Source organism: Bacillus sp. FSL K6-6038, assembly GCF_038050455.1.
Taxonomy (GTDB): Bacteria; Bacillota; Bacilli; order Bacillales; family Bacillaceae_G; genus Bacillus_A; species Bacillus_A pseudomycoides.
Map to the genome: position 1 here is coordinate 1,930,701 of NZ_JBBOUH010000001.1, position 19,056 is coordinate 1,949,756.

Annotated in this window: 19 protein-coding genes and 2 pseudogenes; 18 read left to right on the forward strand and 3 right to left on the reverse strand. The window is 33.8% G+C overall.

What is annotated here, in order from left to right:
- Positions 1-202: 202 nt before the first annotated feature.
- The 5 genes and pseudogenes from NSQ40_RS09860 to NSQ40_RS09880 all read left to right on the forward strand — a co-directional run.
- Positions 203-622: pseudogene (locus NSQ40_RS09860) on the forward strand (copper resistance CopC family protein); the annotation flags it as partial.
- A gap of 209 nt (positions 623-831) precedes the next feature.
- Complete coding sequence (locus NSQ40_RS09865; protein WP_097786830.1) at positions 832-1,167, forward strand: DUF4064 domain-containing protein; 336 nt, start codon at positions 832-834, stop codon at positions 1,165-1,167.
- A gap of 80 nt (positions 1,168-1,247) precedes the next feature.
- Complete coding sequence (locus tag NSQ40_RS09870; RefSeq protein WP_097786829.1) at positions 1,248-1,598, forward strand: DUF4064 domain-containing protein; 351 nt, start codon at positions 1,248-1,250, stop codon at positions 1,596-1,598.
- A gap of 151 nt (positions 1,599-1,749) precedes the next feature.
- A complete protein-coding gene (locus NSQ40_RS09875) occupies positions 1,750-1,902 on the forward strand; it encodes an IS3 family transposase (protein ID WP_003196922.1) in 153 nt (50 codons plus the stop codon).
- A gap of 59 nt (positions 1,903-1,961) precedes the next feature.
- A pseudogene (locus NSQ40_RS09880) lies at positions 1,962-3,397 on the forward strand (IS1182 family transposase).
- Positions 3,398-3,614: 217 nt separating this feature from the next.
- Here the strand turns inward: NSQ40_RS09880 and NSQ40_RS09885 are convergent.
- Positions 3,615-4,526, reverse strand: coding sequence for a DMT family transporter (locus tag NSQ40_RS09885; RefSeq protein WP_041488404.1), 912 nt, complete (start codon positions 4,524-4,526; stop codon positions 3,615-3,617).
- Positions 4,527-4,623: 97 nt separating this feature from the next.
- On the opposite strand from NSQ40_RS09885, the gene NSQ40_RS09890 reads away from it, so the two are divergent.
- From NSQ40_RS09890 to NSQ40_RS09920, 6 genes are all read left to right on the forward strand, one after another.
- Entirely contained in the window at positions 4,624-5,493 is an 870-nt protein-coding gene (locus tag NSQ40_RS09890) for a LysR family transcriptional regulator (RefSeq protein WP_341286103.1), read from the forward strand.
- 133 nt (positions 5,494-5,626) lie between these two features.
- Positions 5,627-6,058 (forward strand): Rrf2 family transcriptional regulator, encoded by a 432-nt coding sequence (locus NSQ40_RS09895; RefSeq protein WP_018765415.1) that lies wholly within the window; start codon positions 5,627-5,629, stop codon positions 6,056-6,058.
- Positions 6,059-6,173: 115 nt separating this feature from the next.
- Positions 6,174-6,824 carry a DsbA family oxidoreductase gene (locus NSQ40_RS09900; protein WP_098716356.1) on the forward strand — a complete coding sequence of 217 codons (651 nt, stop codon included), beginning with the start codon at positions 6,174-6,176 and terminating at the stop codon, positions 6,822-6,824.
- Between the two features lie 75 nt (positions 6,825-6,899).
- Positions 6,900-7,502: a nitroreductase family protein gene (locus NSQ40_RS09905; protein WP_003196936.1), complete on the forward strand. Its 603-nt coding sequence runs from the start codon at positions 6,900-6,902 to the stop codon at positions 7,500-7,502.
- Between the two features lie 596 nt (positions 7,503-8,098).
- Positions 8,099-8,227, forward strand: a complete 129-nt coding sequence (locus NSQ40_RS09915; RefSeq protein ID WP_003196938.1) for a hypothetical protein — start codon at positions 8,099-8,101, stop codon at positions 8,225-8,227.
- Between the two features lie 461 nt (positions 8,228-8,688).
- The gene (locus NSQ40_RS09920) at positions 8,689-9,723 is read left to right on the forward strand and encodes an AI-2E family transporter (RefSeq protein ID WP_098101300.1); all 1,035 of its coding nucleotides are present in this window, start codon (positions 8,689-8,691) and stop codon (positions 9,721-9,723) included.
- A gap of 74 nt (positions 9,724-9,797) precedes the next feature.
- On the opposite strand, the gene NSQ40_RS09925 is transcribed toward NSQ40_RS09920, so the two are convergent.
- Positions 9,798-10,742, reverse strand: coding sequence for an L-lactate dehydrogenase (locus NSQ40_RS09925; protein ID WP_003196943.1), 945 nt, complete (start codon positions 10,740-10,742; stop codon positions 9,798-9,800).
- A 411-nt stretch (positions 10,743-11,153) separates the two neighbouring features.
- On the opposite strand from NSQ40_RS09925, the gene NSQ40_RS09930 reads away from it, so the two are divergent.
- On the forward strand, positions 11,154-12,080 hold the full coding sequence (locus tag NSQ40_RS09930; RefSeq protein ID WP_033798357.1) for a CobW family GTP-binding protein: 927 nt from the start codon (positions 11,154-11,156) through the stop codon (positions 12,078-12,080).
- Positions 12,081-12,168: 88 nt separating this feature from the next.
- Here NSQ40_RS09930 and NSQ40_RS09935 read toward each other — a convergent pair whose 3' ends face one another.
- Positions 12,169-12,309 carry a hypothetical protein gene (locus NSQ40_RS09935; RefSeq protein ID WP_003196947.1) on the reverse strand — a complete coding sequence of 47 codons (141 nt, stop codon included), beginning with the start codon at positions 12,307-12,309 and terminating at the stop codon, positions 12,169-12,171.
- Positions 12,310-12,621: 312 nt separating this feature from the next.
- Between NSQ40_RS09935 and NSQ40_RS09940 the strand changes: the two genes are divergently transcribed.
- The 6 genes from NSQ40_RS09940 (at position 12,622) to NSQ40_RS09965 (ending at position 18,829) form a co-directional block, all read left to right on the forward strand.
- Complete coding sequence (locus tag NSQ40_RS09940) at positions 12,622-13,845, forward strand: serine hydrolase domain-containing protein (RefSeq protein ID WP_098716355.1); 1,224 nt, start codon at positions 12,622-12,624, stop codon at positions 13,843-13,845.
- A gap of 312 nt (positions 13,846-14,157) precedes the next feature.
- On the forward strand, positions 14,158-15,375 hold the full coding sequence (locus tag NSQ40_RS09945; protein WP_003196951.1) for a substrate-binding domain-containing protein: 1,218 nt from the start codon (positions 14,158-14,160) through the stop codon (positions 15,373-15,375).
- Positions 15,376-15,481: 106 nt separating this feature from the next.
- On the forward strand, positions 15,482-16,255 hold the full coding sequence (locus tag NSQ40_RS09950) for an ABC transporter ATP-binding protein (protein ID WP_018781374.1): 774 nt from the start codon (positions 15,482-15,484) through the stop codon (positions 16,253-16,255).
- Positions 16,233-16,937 (forward strand): branched-chain amino acid ABC transporter ATP-binding protein, encoded by a 705-nt coding sequence (locus tag NSQ40_RS09955; protein WP_018781373.1) that lies wholly within the window; start codon positions 16,233-16,235, stop codon positions 16,935-16,937. The genes NSQ40_RS09950 and NSQ40_RS09955 overlap by 23 nt, the downstream gene beginning before the upstream one ends.
- Positions 16,938-16,962: 25 nt before the next feature.
- A complete protein-coding gene (locus NSQ40_RS09960) occupies positions 16,963-17,823 on the forward strand; it encodes a branched-chain amino acid ABC transporter permease (RefSeq protein WP_003196956.1) in 861 nt (286 codons plus the stop codon).
- 4 nt (positions 17,824-17,827) lie between these two features.
- The gene (locus NSQ40_RS09965; RefSeq protein ID WP_003206860.1) at positions 17,828-18,829 is read left to right on the forward strand and encodes a branched-chain amino acid ABC transporter permease; all 1,002 of its coding nucleotides are present in this window, start codon (positions 17,828-17,830) and stop codon (positions 18,827-18,829) included.
- Positions 18,830-19,056 lie beyond the last annotated feature (227 nt).

Sequence of the window (19,056 nt, forward strand, 5' to 3'; positions counted from 1 at the left end):
AACTTTATAAAGATAAGTTATATTTGTATAAATAGTAGCTTTATAAGTGTAAGTTAAAGGTGGTGTGTGAACAGTTCATAATGAGAATTTATATTTTATTATTTGATATTTAATGAGGTTAATTTCTAAAAAAAGAGAGTAAAAATAGTGGTACTTTATTAACTTCCAAGTGAAATATAGTGATGCAAAAGAAAGAAGTGAAATGAATGTGAGTGTAGTAAGAAAACTAGGAATCTGGATGGTAATGGTATGTGTGTTACTGATACTGGCACCGAGCGCGGCTTCCGCTCATGCTTATATTGTTAAATCAAATCCTGCAGAAAATGAAACATTAGAAAAAGCACCTTCCGTTGTAAGGATTGAATTTGATGAAATGCTTCAATCCTCACACTTTAATACAGTATTCGTAAGGGATGCTTCAGGGAAACGAGTAGATTTAAAAAATGCTCATATTGATAAAAAGAATCCCAAATTATTAGAAGCTGGAGTGGAACAAAATATACCAAATGGTACGTATTCCATTCAGTGGAAAGCTATTTCTGCTGATGGGCATCCCATTCAAGGGGTCATTCCGTTCCGTATTGGAACAGAGGGAAAGGGAACGAGTGATATACAAGCCGAAGTTCCCTTACATATCAAATCTATATTTTGTTAAAGTTTGCTGTTTAGAGATTCCTCTAACATATCTTCTAACTCGTTCTTTGTCTCCTCAGTGCACAATTATTTATTGAACTAAATACATTTATGCATAGTTTTTCCAAATTATATTTGATAATATAGATAAACGGACATTAAATACATAATATATTAATAGTTAGGGAGGTATTAGAATTGAAAAGAACACCTGAATTTATACTAGGTTTAATTGGTGGTATTTTTGGAGTTATAGGTTCTTTTATTATATTGATGATAGCTATAACTGCTATGGATGGTTATATTGATTATAAACTTTTAACTTATTATTCTATTTTATTAATTATTCAAATAGGGCTGTTAGTTTTAGCATGTTCAGTAAATAAGGTTAACAATATAGCCTATGGACTTTGTATGATATTACTCCCAGTAGTAACATTGGTTATGTCATTATTCCTTTTACTTATTCCAGTAATTCTTCAAATTATTTCTGGTGGATTTGCATTTCGATCTTTAAAGCAAGAACCTCATTAAAACATTTAGTTATTACGAAATAACAGTAATTATATATAAGGATTAATTTAAAAAATATTTTTGAAGGATGGTATTGTAATTTGAAACGCACTGTAGAATTTGTAATCGGCTTAATCGGAGGAATCTTAGGACTCTTACTTTCTTTATTTATTGTAATTGGTAGTATTTCCTACACTAATTCTCACACTAGTTCTGGAGGTATTGAAGAATATATTATCATTACTTCTAGCATCGCCTTAATTATTCAAATAGGCCTATTAGTATTAGCTTGTTGTGTTAATAAAATAAATAATAAAACTTATGGTATTTGTATGATTGTATTAAGTATAATTTCATTGTTTTTAGGATTATTTATATTATTTCTTCCAGTGGTTTTACAAATCATTTCAGGTGCATTTGCATTTAGAACATTAAAACAGGAATATAATTAAAACTACAACCGACTAATAAATCTAATAAAAAACTTCCTTATCATACAAATAATAGGGTGTTTTTTTGTTGTATGAAGGTACAACGATAGAATTCATTTTGAAATATAATCTAGGCACGTAATAAACAAATAGATAGAAAAGGGGTATTAAATTGTTACCTACAGTATTAGATTATGCAGTTAGAACTGTATTCTTTGTTCTTCAAACGTTCCAATCTCTTCAACTGGTAATCGAGAAGTATATGCAAGATTATAATTATGATCGTTATCAATGGACACTCAAAAAAATGGCTCCGGTACAATAGAGGGCACTGAAAAAGTCCTCCTTATAAAAAAGTTGTACTAATTCTAGGTGGTGTCTAGAATGATTGTAAAACAACAATCTCTAAATCTTAGTCCATTCATGGCAATTTACGATACCGTCGTGCCAAAAGATAATATGCTTCGTCAATTCAATGAAATGGTTGATTTTTCTTTTGTTTTAAAAGAATTGAGGGATAAATATTGTCTTGATAATGGCCGCAATGCAGTGCCGCCTGTTCGTATGTTCAAATATTTATTGCTAAAATCCATTTTTGATTTATCTGATGTGGATGTTGTCGAACGCTCAAAATATGATATGTCTTTTAAATACTTCTTAGATATGGCACCAGAAGATATGGTGATTGATCCTAGTTCATTAACGAAGCTTCGTTTGAAAGATGTAGGGTTACTTGACATGCTCATTCAAAAAACAGTAGAAATCGCAATGGAAAAGGATTTGATTACAAGTAAATCGATTATTGTTGACGCTACACATACAAAAGTACGCTTCAATCAGAAATCACCGAAAGAATTTTTAGTGGAGAAATCCAAACTACTTCGCAAAGCTGTTTATCAAATTGATGAAGGAATGAAAGAAAAATTCCCGCCCAAAACAAAGACGAACTTGAATACTGCCAAAAAGTCATTGAAGCTGTAGAAAAAGAAGAAATCATTCGTGAATATCCAAATGTAAAAGAAAAGCTCAACTATTTAAAAGAAATTGTAGAAGATCACGAAGAACATCTTTTATTTTCACAAGACCCTGATGCGCGAATTGGGCATAAAACAGCCGATTCCTCTTTCTTTGGATATAAAACACATATTGCGATGAACGAAGAACGTATCATTACAGCTGCTGTGATTACAACGGGGGAAAAAAGCGATGGAAAATATCTTCAAACATTGATTGAAAAGAGCCAGGAAACGGGTATGGAAATCGATACAATTATTGGAGATACCGCTTATTCGGAGAAAGGCAATATTCAATATGCGAACGAACATAAATTACAATTAGTATCAAAATTAAGTCCAAATATTACCCAAGGTAAACGTCATAAAGAAGATGAATTCGAGTTTAACAAGGACGCCGGCATGTACGTGTGTAAAGCTGGGCATATGGCTATTCGTAAAGCACGGCAAGGAAAGAAAAATATAGGTGAAAATCAGAGAGATACCTATTACTTTGATATAGAAAAATGTAAACGATGCCCTTTCAAAGAAGGGTGTTATAAAGATGGCACAAAATCAAAAACGTATTCAGTCACTATCCACTCAACAGAACATAGTAAACAAAAAATGTTTCAAGAAAGCGAGCTGTTCAAAGATAAAGCAAAAGAGCGTTATAAAATTGAAGCGAAAAATAGTGAACTCAAACATAGACACGGGTATGATGTGGCATCTTCCTCGGGTCTCATTGGCATGCAAATACAAGGGGCGATGGCCATATTCGCAGTTAATTTAAAACGAATCATGACCTTAATAAAGGAAAAGAAGTAAAAAAAGCATAAGAAAAAGGTGACTTTCCGTTCAAAATTGAACGGAAAGTTACCTTTTTTCGTTTCACATCATTGGAGGGCACTGGAAAACGTAAGTTTTTCAGTGCCCTCGTACAATACCGGAACCATCTTTTAAGTGCCTAATTTTTAAAGGTCTTTTTATTAAACTGCCCATTTTATAGGGTACAGTTCATAGGCTCTTTCTTTTTTATATTTAATTAACATTTTTTGGGTTCAATAGACTGTTTCATGATGAGCGATTTCGGTTTTATATTTACAAAGCAAATGCTTACGACAATAAATAGAAGGCCAACAAATAAGCTAATTGTAATCGCCTCATGTAGGAAAATAGAACTTATAATAATTGCGATAAGTGGAATAAGAAATGTATAGGCACCAACTTTACTTGCTTCTCCAGCTCCGACAAGTGTAAAGTAAGCGAGCCAGCCCATTGCGATAACAAAGATTGAGATGAATAGTAGTACGATTACAAATGGTATGCTCCAAGCGATGCTGGACCAGCTTTCAAATTCTGAACCGAAGCCAATTAAGCAAAATCCACCGATAATAAGTTGAAGTGTCACCATCCAAATTGCGTTTACACGGTTTCCAGTTTTTTTGATAAAAACTGTACCAAGCGCCCATCCAATTGCACATCCTAAAGCAAGTAAGATGCCGATGACAGAAATATGTCCAGTTAAGCTACTAGAGCTAATAACAGCAACGCCCGCAAATCCAAGAATAAGACCAAAAATTTTCAAGCCATACATTGCTTCTTCCAGCCAAATCCAAGAGAAAATTCCAAGTAAGACAGGCTGAAGAAATACAATAGCGGAAAAGAGTCCAGCGGGCATATACTGAAGCCCTACAGTTTGTAGTCCGTAAAATAAAATAATGTTGAGTAGAGCTGAAATAAAGTATAAATGCCAAGTTTCTTTTAGATGTAACTGTTTGTATTTTGGCAATGCAAAAATAAGTAGAATGAATCCTCCAATTATTGTTCTAATTCCTGCAAACAATACGGGCGGTGTATAATGCAGAGCGAATTTAGATAAAGGCCAATTACCCCCCCACATAAGAACGAGAAATGAAAGGATTATGACCGTTTTTGTTCGTGAAAGCTGTGTCACGATAATACCTCCTTGTTGTATATCATTTCACTATGATATGATATTGAACACGATAAATAAAATGAATCTTTTTTATAAGGAGTATAAGTAATTTGTTATGACCATTACACAACTTCAAGTTTTTATAAAAGTAGTTGAACTAGGAAGTTTTACGAAGGCAGCTCGAGTTTTAAATATGACACAACCAGCTGTGAGCCATGCTATTTCTAGTGTTGAATCGGAACTCGGTGTAACGCTTATTATACGCGATAAAAGGAAAGGTCTAATTCTGACTGATGTAGGAAATCGGATTCTTGTTCATTTTCGAGAAATTTTAAATGGCGTTGAGAAAGTAGAACAAGAGGTTGCGATGGAGAAAGGGCATGAAGTCGGGACGATTCGAATCGGAAGCTTTCCAAGTGCATCAGCATATTTCTTGCCTAGAATGATTAATATCTTTCGTGAAAAATATCCGAATTTAGAGCTAGTTCTCCATGAAGGAACACTGAAAGAAGTAGAAGAGTGGCTATTATCACGTGTAATTGATGTCGGAATTGTTATTTTGCCCAATAAAGAAATGGAGATTGTACCGTTAACGAGGGGGAAAATGGTTGTTGTCCTGCATAATGATCATCCTCTTTGTGAGAAAGAAGCTATTACAATAAATGATTTAGAGGGTGAACCAATTATTTTATTTAAGGGAGGATACGAACCACCAATTATTGATATGTTTAAACAAGCAGGTGTACCACTTCGAGTTGAGTATGCGGTGTCTACCGTTACAACATCTTTAAATATGATTCAAGAGGGGTTAGGTTTAGCGATATTAGCTGAATTATCTTTAACGAATCTATCTCCAAATGTCAAAACGAAAGAATTAGCACCTCAAGTATGGAGGGAAATTGCTTTAGCTGTTCCTTCATTAAGGGAATCTTCACTAGCTGTTCAACTATTTATTGAAGAGTTCCAAGGGCTATTCGCAGAATGATAAAGAGCGTCTCATATATGATAATGAGATGCTTATTTGTTTTTAACTATAATAATGTCCAAAAAAATCTATAAAAAGGATTGACTTATTTTTTAGTTGTAACTATAATTATTACATCGAGGTGGTGATCATGATGAAAATTAGTAGCCGCTTTTCTATAGCTGTTCATATTTTATCTATTTTGAAAAACAATTCATCTTCTATTTGTACTTCAGAATTTATCGCTGAGAGTGTAAATACAAATCCGGTTGTAATTCGAAAAATAATGTCTGACTTAAAACGGGCTGAGTTTGTTTATGTAAATCGAGGGCCAGGTGGGGCTGAACTATTAAAGGATTTAAATGAGATTACATTATTAGATGTGTATCATGCAGTAAATGTAGTTGAGGCAGATAAGTTATTTCATATTCATGAACAACCCAATCCAGATTGTCCAATTGGAGCAAATATTCAAGCTGTATTAGAAGTGGTTTTGGTTCAAGCGCAATCTGCAATGGAAGAAGTTTTAAAAAATATCACGATGGAGAATTTGTTTGAATCGTTACAAGAGAAAATAAATGCTTGAAATAAGGATTGAAACATGCAAAGTTCTATAAAAAAGAGAGTGCATATTTTTTTCTTATAAATGTAACTACTTTAGTTACAACTAATGACAATTAATGAAGGTAAGGTGTAATTATATGACTGTAAAAATGAAAGTGTACTCTGATTTTATTTGTCCATTTTGTTTTTTGGCAAAGGGCCCATTGGATGAAGTAGCTAAGGAAAAAGATGTAGAAATTGAATGGATGCCATTCGAATTACGTCCAAGTCCATATGCAAAAATTGATCCATGGCAAGAACCAGATAAATTAAGTTCTTGGGATTCGTTTATTCTTCCTACTGCGAAAAAGTTAGGAGTTGAGATGAGTTTACCACGTGTTTCACCTCATCCATATACACACTTTGCGTTTGAAGGATATCAATTTGCGAAGGAACATGGTTTGGAAAATGCTTTTCATCATCGAGTGTTTACAGCATTTTTCCAGGAAGAACAAAATATTGAAGAGATAGATGTACTAACAAAGTTAGCAGGTGAAGTAGGGCTTTCTGAAGCTGAATTTAAAGAAGCTTTAATAACTCGTAAATATAAAGAGAAACATCAAAAAGCAATCCAACACGCATACGATGAAGCAAATATTATGGCTGTTCCAACGGTAATGATTGGAGATGAAGTAATTCAAGGTCTTGCTAGTAAGGAAATGCTAGAAAGAGTAATTGATAAAGAAATACAAAAGGGAAAAACAAATTCATTTGATGGAATGCGATGTACAACTGATGGATATTGCTAATACTTGTCTTCAATTGAAGAATCAAATCTATTTGTTTAAATAAATTATACAACTTATATACTTGGAGGAATTAACATGTCAGTAACTAGAACAAATTTAAAAGATGCAATCGTGAACCGTCGTTCAATCCGTAAAGTAACAAAAAATGCTACGATTACAAAAGAAAGAATCCAAGATGTTTTAAAAACAGCTTTACACGCACCATCATCTTTCAACATGCAAAGTGGTCGTATGGTTGTATTAATGGATGCAGAGCATGAAAAGTTCTGGGATATTGTAAAAGAAACACTTAGAGCGCGTGTGCCAGCAGAAAATTTTGAAGCAACTGTTGAAAGACTAAAAGGTTTCCATGATGGAGTGGGGACAGTATTATTCTTTGAAAATCAAGCAACTGTAAAACAAATGCAAGAAAATGCACCTTTATATAAAGAGCAGTTCCCATATTGGTCTCACCAAGGGAGTGCAATGTTACAATATGCTGTTTGGATGTCATTATCTGCAGAGGGAATCGGAGCATCATTACAACACTACAATCCAATTGTAGATGCTGAAGTGAAAGAAACATGGGATATTCCAGCAGAATGGAGCTTAGTAGCACAAATGCCATTTGGTGAGCCAAATGAACAACCAGGAGAAAGAACGTTCTTACCTACTGAAGATGTAGTGAAATTTTATTAAAATGTACGACTGAAAGTATAAATATATATAGCAGAAAAAGAAGCTGTTTTGACAAATAGCTTCTTTTTTTATGTAAATGATTTTAAGGATTAATTGAAAAATATAAATAAAGTTGTTTAATCTTTTATGGGAAATTTGGTTTTAAAACCGAAGGCATTCTAAAAAATGACAAATTCTGTTCTGCCGACCAATACTATAACACCGTTGATGTGGGAGGATTTCATGTGTGATGTCTTGTGCACAGTCTGTATTTTACTGCGCAATAAAAGAATGAAACAACTTTATTATAAATTAAACGACTTTATTTGTAATTAAAAACCTTTTTCCCGCATTAGCGGGCAGTAAGACCCCCACCTCAAAATTTGGCAAAAGCAAAGAAGTTAGGTGGGGATGAACTGCCCGTAAAAGCCCGATTGGTTCAAATAATAATCAGTGGGGGATGAAGAAAAACCCCACTGATTAAAGTTTCACTTTATTGTTCAGGTACACTAATACTTAATTTGTTATGGTATGAGTATGAACTCTTCGTTTAGGGAAGAAATATAATAAATAATATTTGCTCGATTCAATGAAAGTTTATAAAAGGATGTGTAATTATGAATAAAGAGAAGAAATATACAGTTGTAGGCACAGATATTGATGAAGTGAAACGTTTAAATAAAAATTCTGGGTTAACGTATAATCAAGTAAAGGAGTTACTAGCAAAGCGGATGAAGCGGAAATAAGGAAATAAAATAGTAGTCATGAATCATACGTTTATCTCGCTATTTGCGGGCAGTAATCCCCCCTCAAAATTCAGTGCAAGAAAAGAAGTTAGGTGGCAGATGAAGCCCCCGCTGATGGAAGTTTCTAGTTATGGCTTATTTGTTTCTGTATTTTGAATAAAAACTCTTAAAATATCAGAAAATGATAGAATTATTTTGAATAGGTTATGTATATCAGTAGTTATCCAAAAAATGAAAAAGACTAAGATTGTGTGTTGTGATGTATATACTAATATAGTGTTACTCTTTGATATGGAATAAGAAAATAAGACAATTAAAAAGAAAAAGAGGACACTTTCAAATTAGTGAGAAAGATTGTCTTTAGAAGTTCATAAAATGTCTTAATATAGTAACAAATAAACGGTTAGTACTTTCATGAATATATGGAATTTCCATCCGTCGAAGGGGGAGAGTGAGACTTAATGATTCAAATGAAAAATTTCTTTCAAAGTAGAGGGTTTCAGAGGCTTCTTATATTAGTCATTTTAGCCCTTATATTATACGGGCTAAAAAGTATGATTAATTTAATATTGATTACCTTTATCCTTACGTTTCTAATGGATCGCTTTCAAAGATTTATTTCTGAAAAACTTAATCGTTTTGTACGGATAAATAGGAAAGTGATTATCGCCTTTTTATACATTGTTTTAGTTACGTTTATTGTTGCTACGTTATATAAATATTTGCCTGTATTAACGATACAAATTTCACAATTGATTTACCAGTTCAAATTGTTTTTTAAAAATCCCCCTGATAATGAAATGATAAGATATGTGTTTTCTGCAATTAATCAGATGGAAGTATCAAAATATATTGAACAAGGTGTGGATGTTATTTATCAATCTTTGGCGAATATTGGAAAGATAAGTTTACAAATTTTACTTTCCCTTATTTTAAGTTTATTTTTCTTATTAGAAAAAGAGTGTATCATTGTTTTTACTTCAAAATTTGAGGATAGTAAACTTAGTATTTTTTATGAGGAAATTGCATACTTTGGTCAGAAATTTGCGCGTTCATTTGGAAAAGTCATTGAGGCACAGTTTTTAATTGCCGTTGTAAACTGTATTCTTTCTGTCATTGCACTAGTATTTTTAGGTTTCCCGCAGCTACTTGTATTAGCGGTTATGATATTCTTGCTTGGTTTAATTCCTGTTGCAGGTGTTATTATTTCACTATTTCCACTTTGTATCATTGCGTATAATATTGGTGGAATTGCATATGTCGTATACATATTAATTTTTATTGCAGTTATTCATGCAATTGAAAGTTACTTCTTAAATCCGAAATTTATGTCCGCAAAAACGAATTTACCCATTTTTTATACGTTTATGGTTCTTATCTTTTCAGAGCATTTTTTAGGAATATGGGGACTCATTATTGGAATTCCAATCTTTATCTTTTTACTTGATGTGCTTGAAGTGTACGATGGAGAGAAATCGGACCTAAATACGGAATGAATTTTTAAGCTATGCAAAAAGCAATCCAAGTATTTTGGATTGCTTTTTTTGCAAGGTCATAATTAGCATGTATTTTACAGTATAGGAGCCATTGTTTCTTTTAGTACTTGAACAGAGTGATCGAACTTTAATTCTTCATCTTCACTTAATTCAACTTCTAAAATTTCACGAACACCTTGACGATTCAAGACTGCAGGAACACCGATATAAACATCTTTTTGTCCATATTGACCTTCAAGATATGCAGATACAGTTAATACGCTATTTTCATCATTTAAGATTGCTTTTGTTACACGTAAAAGGGACATACCGATTCCGTAGTATGTTGCACCTTTTCGTTCAATGATGTGATAAGCAGCATCGCGAACATTTATAAAGATTTTATCTAAATCTTGTTGATTAAGGTCATTATCTTTTTCAAGAATCGTTTGTAGTTTTTGAATTCCGATTGATACGTGGCTCCAAACTGGAAGTTCTGTATCACCATGTTCACCGATGATGTAAGCATGAATATTGTGAGAGTCAATATTGAAATATTCTCCTAACATATAGCGGAAACGGGCAGAATCTAGAGTTGTACCAGAACCAATTACACGTTCTTTTGGTAATCCAGATTCTTTCCAAGTTACGTAAGTTAAAATATCTACAGGGTTTGTAGCAATTAAGAAGATACCATCAAATCCGCTATCCATAATACTACGAACAATTTGTTTAAAGATTTTAGCATTTTTTTCAACTAAATCTAAACGTGTTTCACCTGGTTTTTGTGGTAAACCAGCAGTAATTACAACAAGATCTGCATCTTTACAATCTTCATAGCTGCCTTTCCAAACTCTTGTTGGTGCTGGAGCAAAGGGAACTGCATGACTTAAATCCATTGCTTCTCCTTCTGCTTTTGCCTCGTTTACATCAACGAGAACAAATTCTTCTGCAACCCCTTGGTTAATCATGCAGTAAGCATAACTACATCCTACTGCACCAGTTCCTACTAATACAACACGGTTAATACCTTTTTTCATATGATAATTCCTCGCTATTTCAGTAATTTTGATATGTAAGAAAGAACATGTCTTACTTCTATAGATTCTAACCTAGTTTATTACATTTCATAAAAGATATTCAAGTATTTCAAAATACATTCGTTTATATAGTTGTGAATCATAGGGAATGAAACATAAGTATCCTCTCTTGAATGTAATCTTTATTAAGAGAAGAAAATTAGGATGCTGAATCCATTAACAATAGAACAGATAATTTATATTATTCATACTATACTTATGAAGACAGAGCATCCGAAATATATATAGGAATACAAAACAACCGGAGTGTTTTGTTTACAAATTGCAGTTATTTTAATAAAATAATAAATATAAATCGTAATAATTACGCTTTAAAGTATATTAAAAGCATAGAAATGGATGGTCGGTCATATGAGTAAAGTAGAAATTCATATATTAGGTGGGTTTTTAGGAAGTGGGAAATCCACATTGCTACAAAATTTACTACTAGCAGAAAAGAAGAAAAATCGAAAAGTTGCTGTTTTAATGAATGAAATAGGAGAATACTCGGTAGATACAGATATTATAGGGAAAGAGAATATTTTAAGAGAACTTTTAAAAGGTTGTATTTGTTGCACCTTAAAAGATGAACTTGAGATTCAGTTACATTCTTTATATCAACAAGAGAGACCAGATGTAATTTATATAGAAACAACAGGAGTTGCTCACCCAATTGAAGTATTAGATGCATGCCTGTCACCTATTTTAGCTCCTTATCTTGACGTGAAATCCATCGTTGTTGTATTAGATGCAATGAGATGGTTAAATCGTGATACACTAAGTAAAAATATTCAACAACTTTTAAATGAACAAATCAAATACGGAAGTCATATCCTCATTAATAAATCAGATTTATTAAAAGATGAGGAGAAGAAAAAAGTTTTAGAAGAAGTAGCAGCAATTAATAAACATGCGAAATTGTATGAAACACAGTATTGTAATATATCTTTAGAGGATATAGAAGTTGTGGAACTTACAGAAAATGAAGAGCATGAAACATTACATATGAAGCAGCATTTACATATACAAACGATGACATATCAATTTACAAAATCAATCGATCAAGATCAATTATATGAATGGCTTTCCAATTTATCGCAGGAAATTTATCGTGTAAAAGGATTTGTAAAATTTCATGGAGATAAATATCCGCACTTATTACAATACTCATTTGGTGTACCAATTTTATTGGAACAGGACTTTGGGTTTCCCACAAACTTGGTGATTATTGGTGAGAGTTTAGATAAGAAACAATTGGCAGAAGGATTAGGTGGTTTAGAGAGTAACTCGATTTCATAATTTTTGTTGATATAGAAAAGCAGCGTAGAATTATAGATTCTACGCTGCTTTTGCATGTATAAAAATGATAGTGATTGGAAAGTTAATATTATTTAAAGGAAGCGTAACCTTCATATGCTATAACAACTCTACTATTAATTAAACTTGCTTCTTCCAATGAAATAAGATAAACAGTATCTGCGATCTGCTCAGGTTGAGTTAATTTATTTCCTGTTACTTTTGTTTTCATTACATCAATTAACCCTGAATCGTTATAGCCTTGAATGATGGGTGTATCGACAATGACACCCGATTGCTACTGCAACCACGCCAATACCGTACCGAGCCAATTCTAAAGAAGCTAAGAGCTTTGTGAATAGATTCATACATGAAATGTAAATCGCACTGCATACTTTGGTTTTTTGAAGTGGATTATATTAGAATTAACTAGGGAGTAATCTTTCTGTGTTGTTCATAATTGACATTATTAGGGTGAATATGAGTTTTTTAAGTATAGGTTAAGAAGGTTGAAAGTAATATGCTTTGATCCAAGGAGAATAAGATGAATAAGAAATATAGTTTTAAAAGAACTATTATGATTCCAGCTTCAATAGCCGTTGGTTTAAATAATTTACTAAATTTAAGGAATAAGAATACTACAAATAAGAAGCGTTTTGTGGATTTTCATATACTATTTGATAAGAAAAAAACAATTGAAAACTTCCGTAATCTTTCTGAAGTATACCCAGCCCAAAAGGTGAAACGTAAAGGACATATTTCTCGATTTGATTATGATTTGAAGGATATGAATGTTACGTACAGCTATAATGGGAAACAATCAACTCTTGATGAGTTTCTTAAAAACACGACGGCGACAGGCTTTTTCATTATGAAAGATCATAAAGTTGTAAATGAGCGATACTTTCATGGAAATACGTGCAAATCTCTTAATACTTCATGGTCTGTAGCAAAATCTTTTTTATCTGCTTTAGTAGGTATAGCGATTGATGAAGGGGATATTAAATCAGTAAAGGATCCAATCATTGCTTATTTGCCAGAGTTAAAGGACTCCGGATATAAAAATGTTTCTATTAAGGAATGTCTACAGATGTGCTCTGGTATTTATTTCAATGAAGATTATCATAATTTGTCATCAGATTTTTATATGCTGATGCAAGCGTCATTGACTGCAAGTAAGAGTGTAAATGTGTATATAAATCAATTTAAGTATAAAGAATTTTCTGGGAAATTTTCTTATAAAAGTATAGATGCGCAAGTGTTAGGCATGTTGATTGCAAAAGCAACTGGACGGAACTTAGCACAATATTTGCAAGAGAAAATATGGGAACCGCTTGGAATGGAGTCCCATGCATTTTGGAATATAGGTAGTGATGGGAGCATGATATCTTATTCTTTCTTGAATGCTACGTTGAGAGATTTTGCTAGATTTGGATTACTCTACTTACATAATGGAAATTGGAAGGGGAAACAGATTATTTCTCAAGAGTGGATTCGAGAATCAACCATACCTGAAAGATATAATCTACTGAAAGATAATCAATCTCATTTCACTGATAATTATCAGTATCAATGGTGGACTCCTGGACCAGATTATATAGTTGGAGAATTTCTTGCTATAGGAATTTGGGGGCAGAATATTTATATAAACCAACCAGAAAACCTTGTTATTGTGAGAACAAGTGCTGATCCTAGTTTTGAAAAACATCACTACGAAATGTATGCTGTTTATCGTGCAATAGTAGACTTTTTACGTAAAGAGTCTTAAGAGTAGTGCGATTGGGGGAAAAGATTAACTCATTTTGGAAGTTAGTCTTTTTTGTAGGGCTAATATATTAGAGGAAGAGAACAGTTATTTTAATGTATTTGTTCAAGGGATGATATGTATAATGCGAATAATTGTATGAATATTTACAAATGTATTGGAAGGGATTTGGAAATGTCTGGCGAATGTAGAGGTACTTCGAGAAATTTCTATTGACAACATAGTTCACATTGTTAAAAACAAGAAGTCATGATTACGGATGGTTACTTTGGCGTATTTGATTCTATAAGAAAGTAAAGTATGGGGAGGATCACAATGTCAGCAAAAAAACGTAAGTGGCTAAAAATGGTGTTTACGGGATGTATTCTTGGTTCATTATTAGTAACAGCAGGATGTTCAGGGAAAAAAGCAAGTACAGATGATGAGAAGACGATTAAGGTAGGTGTTCTTGCTTCGTTAACAGGACCGCTTGAATCATATGGGAAACAAACGGTAAACGGGTTTGAACTAGGGCTAGATTACGCAACAGGCGGAACAGGGAAAGTGGATGGGAAGAAGATTAAGTTTGTTGTAGAAGATACGGAAACAAAAGCGGATGTAGCAGTTAAAAAAGCTACGAAACTATTAGAGGAAGACAAGGTTGATTTTCTTGTTGGATCTTCGAGTTCAAGTGATACATTAGCAGTGTTACCACTAGCGGAAGAATATGAAAAAATAATGGTTGTTGAACCTGCAGTTGCAGATAGTATTACGGGGAAGAACTGGAATAAATATATTTTTAGAACAGGCAGAAATTCATCTCAAGATGCAATTGCTGGTGCTGCATCCATCGCTAAGAAAGATGTAAAGATTGCAACACTTGCTCCAGATAACGCCTTTGGTCGTGAAGGAATTGCTGCATTTAAAGCGGGAGCGAAGAAGCTAGGGGCGAATATTGTAAATGAACAATATGCTGATACGAATTCTACTGATTTTACTGCAAATATTCAAAACATCATTAGTTCAAAACCAGATTATTTATTTGTTGTTTGGGCTGGTGCGAATTCACCATGGAAGCAATTAAAAGATATGAATGTAGAAGCGCAAGGGATTAAGATTTCAACGGGGGCACCGGATATACCAGCATTAAAGACGATGGATGCATTAGTGGGCATGCAAGGATTTTCAGTATATTATCATACACTTCCGAAAAATAAAGTGAACGAGTGGCTAGTGGAAGAACATAAGAAACGTTTCAATGGAACAGTTCCAGATTTGTTTACAGCTGGAGGAATGTCAGCAGCAATTTCCATCGTTGAAGGATTAAAGAAAACAAAAGGCGATACAGATGTTGATACGCTTATTAAGAAAATGGAAGGAATGGAATTTGAAACACCAAAAGGAAAAATGAAATTTAGAGAGAAAGACCACCAAGCTTTGCAAGCGCTTTATTCTGTAACGCTACAAAAACAAGAGGGTGTTGATTATCCAGTACCTGTTCTAGAGCGAGAATTAACAATGAAAGAAACAGAGCCACCAATTCAAAATAAATAGATTGAATATTCGGTAATAAAAAGATGTAAAGAGAGGAGGTTATCTCTCTTTACATCAACTTCTCTTTTTCACCCTGAAAATATGAATTCTTTGAGGAGGGTATAGAGTGAAGAACTTGTTAGAGACTAGAAATCTTTGTGTCTCATTTGGAGAACATCATGTCATTAAAGACGTAAATTTGATGATACCAAAAGGAAAACTTATTTCTATTATTGGACCCAACGGAGCAGGGAAGACAACTCTATTTAACTTGTTAAGTGGACAGATTTCTCCAACAAAAGGTGAGATTTATTTTAAAGAACGTGACATTACAAAGTTATCGATTCCAGAGCGAACCCGCCTTGGTATGGGACGCTCTTTCCAGCTTACAAATATTTTTCCGGAATTAACAGTGATTGAAAATGTACGCTTAAGTGTACAGTCGTTTGTTCAAGATTATTATAGTTTTTTTCCAAACTTCTCACGATTCAAGCAGCAGATGGGAGAGGCGAGACGTCTTTTGAAGACAGTATTGCTTCACGAAAAAGAAGAAGTGCTAGCGAAAGATTTAGCACATGGGGAAAAGAGAAAATTAGAACTGGCCATGCTGCTAGCGCTCAGAACAGATGTATTGCTACTTGATGAACCAACAGCGGGTATCTCTGTTGAGGAAGTCCCAGCTATTCTTCAAGTGATAGAGAATATAAAGAAAAATCGTGAGAATACAATTGTACTTATTGAACACAAAATGGATATGGTTCTACATGTATCAGATCATTTAATTGTACTATTTCATGGCGAGTTATTGGCCGAAGGGTTACCAGAAGAGATTATGAAGGATGAACGTGTACAAACGGCATACTTAGGGGGATTATACGGTGACACTATTAAAAGTGGATAATATAGAAACGTATTTGGATCAGTTTCATATTTTGCAAGGCGTTTCTTTTATGGTTGAGAAAGGAACAATCACCGTATTGTTCGGAAGAAATGGGGCTGGAAAAACAACGACTTTACGTTCAATTATGGGGTTTAATCGGATTTCTAATGGAGAAATTTATTATTGTGATGAGAAAGTAAATGGTTTATCTACTCATCTGATTTCGCGAAAAGGAATGGGCTATGTGCCAGAAAATCAAGGGATCTTTCATGATTTAACGGTAGAAGAAACATTTGCTCTCGCTGGAGTAAAGAAAGGGATAGAATATGCAGAAAAGGTAGAATGGATGCTCGATTTATTTCCAGATTTAAAACAATATTGGAATAAAAAAAGTGGGCTGTTGAGCGGAGGACAAAAGCAAATGCTGGCGATTTCAAGAGCGTTCATTAATAGTGATGGATTGCTATTAATTGATGAGCCAAGTAAAGGATTAGCGCCGATTATGATTGAAAAGTTAATGTCGGCTATTTTGAAAATGAAAGAGAAAACGACTGTTTTGCTTGTAGAACAAAACTTTATGATGGCAAGCCAGATAGGTGATTATTTTTACATTATGGACAATGGAAAAATCGTGCATAACGGTCCAATGAATGAACTGAAAGAAGATAAGGAAACATGTCATAAGTATCTAGGGATTTCTTAACATTGATACGGAGGAGGTATGGAACGTGGATGTGTTAGTTAACTTATTTGTAAATGGAGTTTCGACAGGTATGCTTATTTTCTTATTAGCATCGGGACTTTCACTTATTTTTGGTTTAATGAGTGTACTCAATTTTGCCCATGGTGGATTGTTTGCCTGGGGAGCTTTTACAGGGGTTTGGTTATTCAATATGACTGGTAGCTATGTACTTGCATTAATAGGTGCGATTTTGATGGGAATGTTTCTTGGTTTCGTTTTAGAAAGATTCCTTATTCGTCCTGTTTATGGAAATCATGTTCGACAACTTCTCGTTACACTTGGTGGAATGCTTGTACTTAGTGAATGTATAAAAGTATTTTGGGGACCGAATCCAATTAGTGCTAAATTACCAACATGGTTACAAGGAAGCTTGACATTTGATGGAATTATATTAATAAAGTATCGATTGTTTGTTATTATTGTTGGGGTGCTTATTTATATTGGCCTGATGTTGTTACTACGTAAAACAAAAATTGGTCTTATGATTCGTGCGGGTGTAATAGATAAGGAGATGGTTCAAGCTCTTGGTATTAACATAAAGGCGATATTTTCATTTGTCTTTTTATTAGGGGCTGGAATGGCCGCGTTAGGGGGATTTCTCCTTGCTCCATATTCAGGAGTTATTTTCGCTGAAATGGGTATGCAGTATGCAATTTTGGCTTTTATTGTTGTCATTATCGGAGGGTTGGGAAGCGTGCAAGGTTCAGCGATTGCGTCTTTAATTGTTGGATTGGCTGGAGCGTTTACGGCTTATTATTTACCTGATTTATCACTCGCAATAAATATGTTAATGTTGTTGTTTTTCTTGGTAGTCAAGCCAACGGGGCTCGTTGGTGAAAAGGGGTGAAAAGGTGAATAATACATTTAATCGGGCCGGGATATATTTTGGGCTAGTTGTATTGATTTGTTTAAGTGTATTCCCTTTCGTAAATGATTCACGGAGCTTACTCATTTTGTTTACACAAGTTTTCATCTTTGCTATATTTGCAATGAGTTTTGATATTCTTCTTGGATATACAGGAATTGTTTCATTCGGTCATTGTATGTTTTTTGGAATAGGTGCTTATTGTGTTGCACTCTTACTAGATCGACAAGAGGTTTCTATAGCAAGCTTTTTAATCGGTATTGGGATAGCTGTTGTACTATCAGCGATAATCAGTTATATAATCGGTATGCTTTCTTTACGATTAAAAAGTCATTTTTATGCAATGTTAACACTTGCGATTTCCCAACTATTCTTCGTACTTGCTGAAAAATGGCGGTCTTTCACACATGGAGGAGATGGCTTTACATTCCGTGTACCTGATATGTTTCGTGACCGTTTCACATTTTACTATATTACACTCATATGTCTAGTCGTCATCTTTCTATTGCTTCGCTTATTTACACAATCTTCTATTGGAAAAGTGTTAAAGGCAATTTCGCAAAATGAGCAACGTGTAGAAGCACTTGGATATAAAATTCTCCACTATAAAATTATTGCGAGCATAGTTGCGGGAGTAGTAGCAGCGCTTAGCGGTGGTTTATTTGTTATCACATTACGCTTTGTAAATACAACTGTTTTTTCAATTGAAATGACTTTAAATGCTCTGTTAATGACAATGATTGGGGGAGTTGGCACATTAGTTGGAGCAATCGCTGGCGCAGGGATTATTGAATTTTTAAAGTATTATTTATCAGAACTTGCAGCGCAGTATCCAATCTTTGAGAGATGGACGATCTTTCTTGGGTTACTATATATTATTGTGTTATTAGGTTTCCCAACAGGGTTAACTGGTACGGTTAAAAAAATAAGAAGTATAACAAAAAAGAAGGGGGCAGAGAAAAGTAAGGAAGTTGAGCATAGTACATGAAACTCCGCCCTTGAAATTTAGAGAGAAATGTGGAAGATAGGTGAAAGTTAGCCATCAGCGGTGGAACCTTACGTTGATGAAGATATCACTTTATGAGATGGATAAAGGAATGTGAAATCGTATGTAATAAAAGTACAAATTCTTGATGTGTCAAGGTTTGTGCTTTTTATTTTGGAGATTTTCAGATGAGTGATTAGTATGACTATGGGAAATGGGCGTTTTATCGA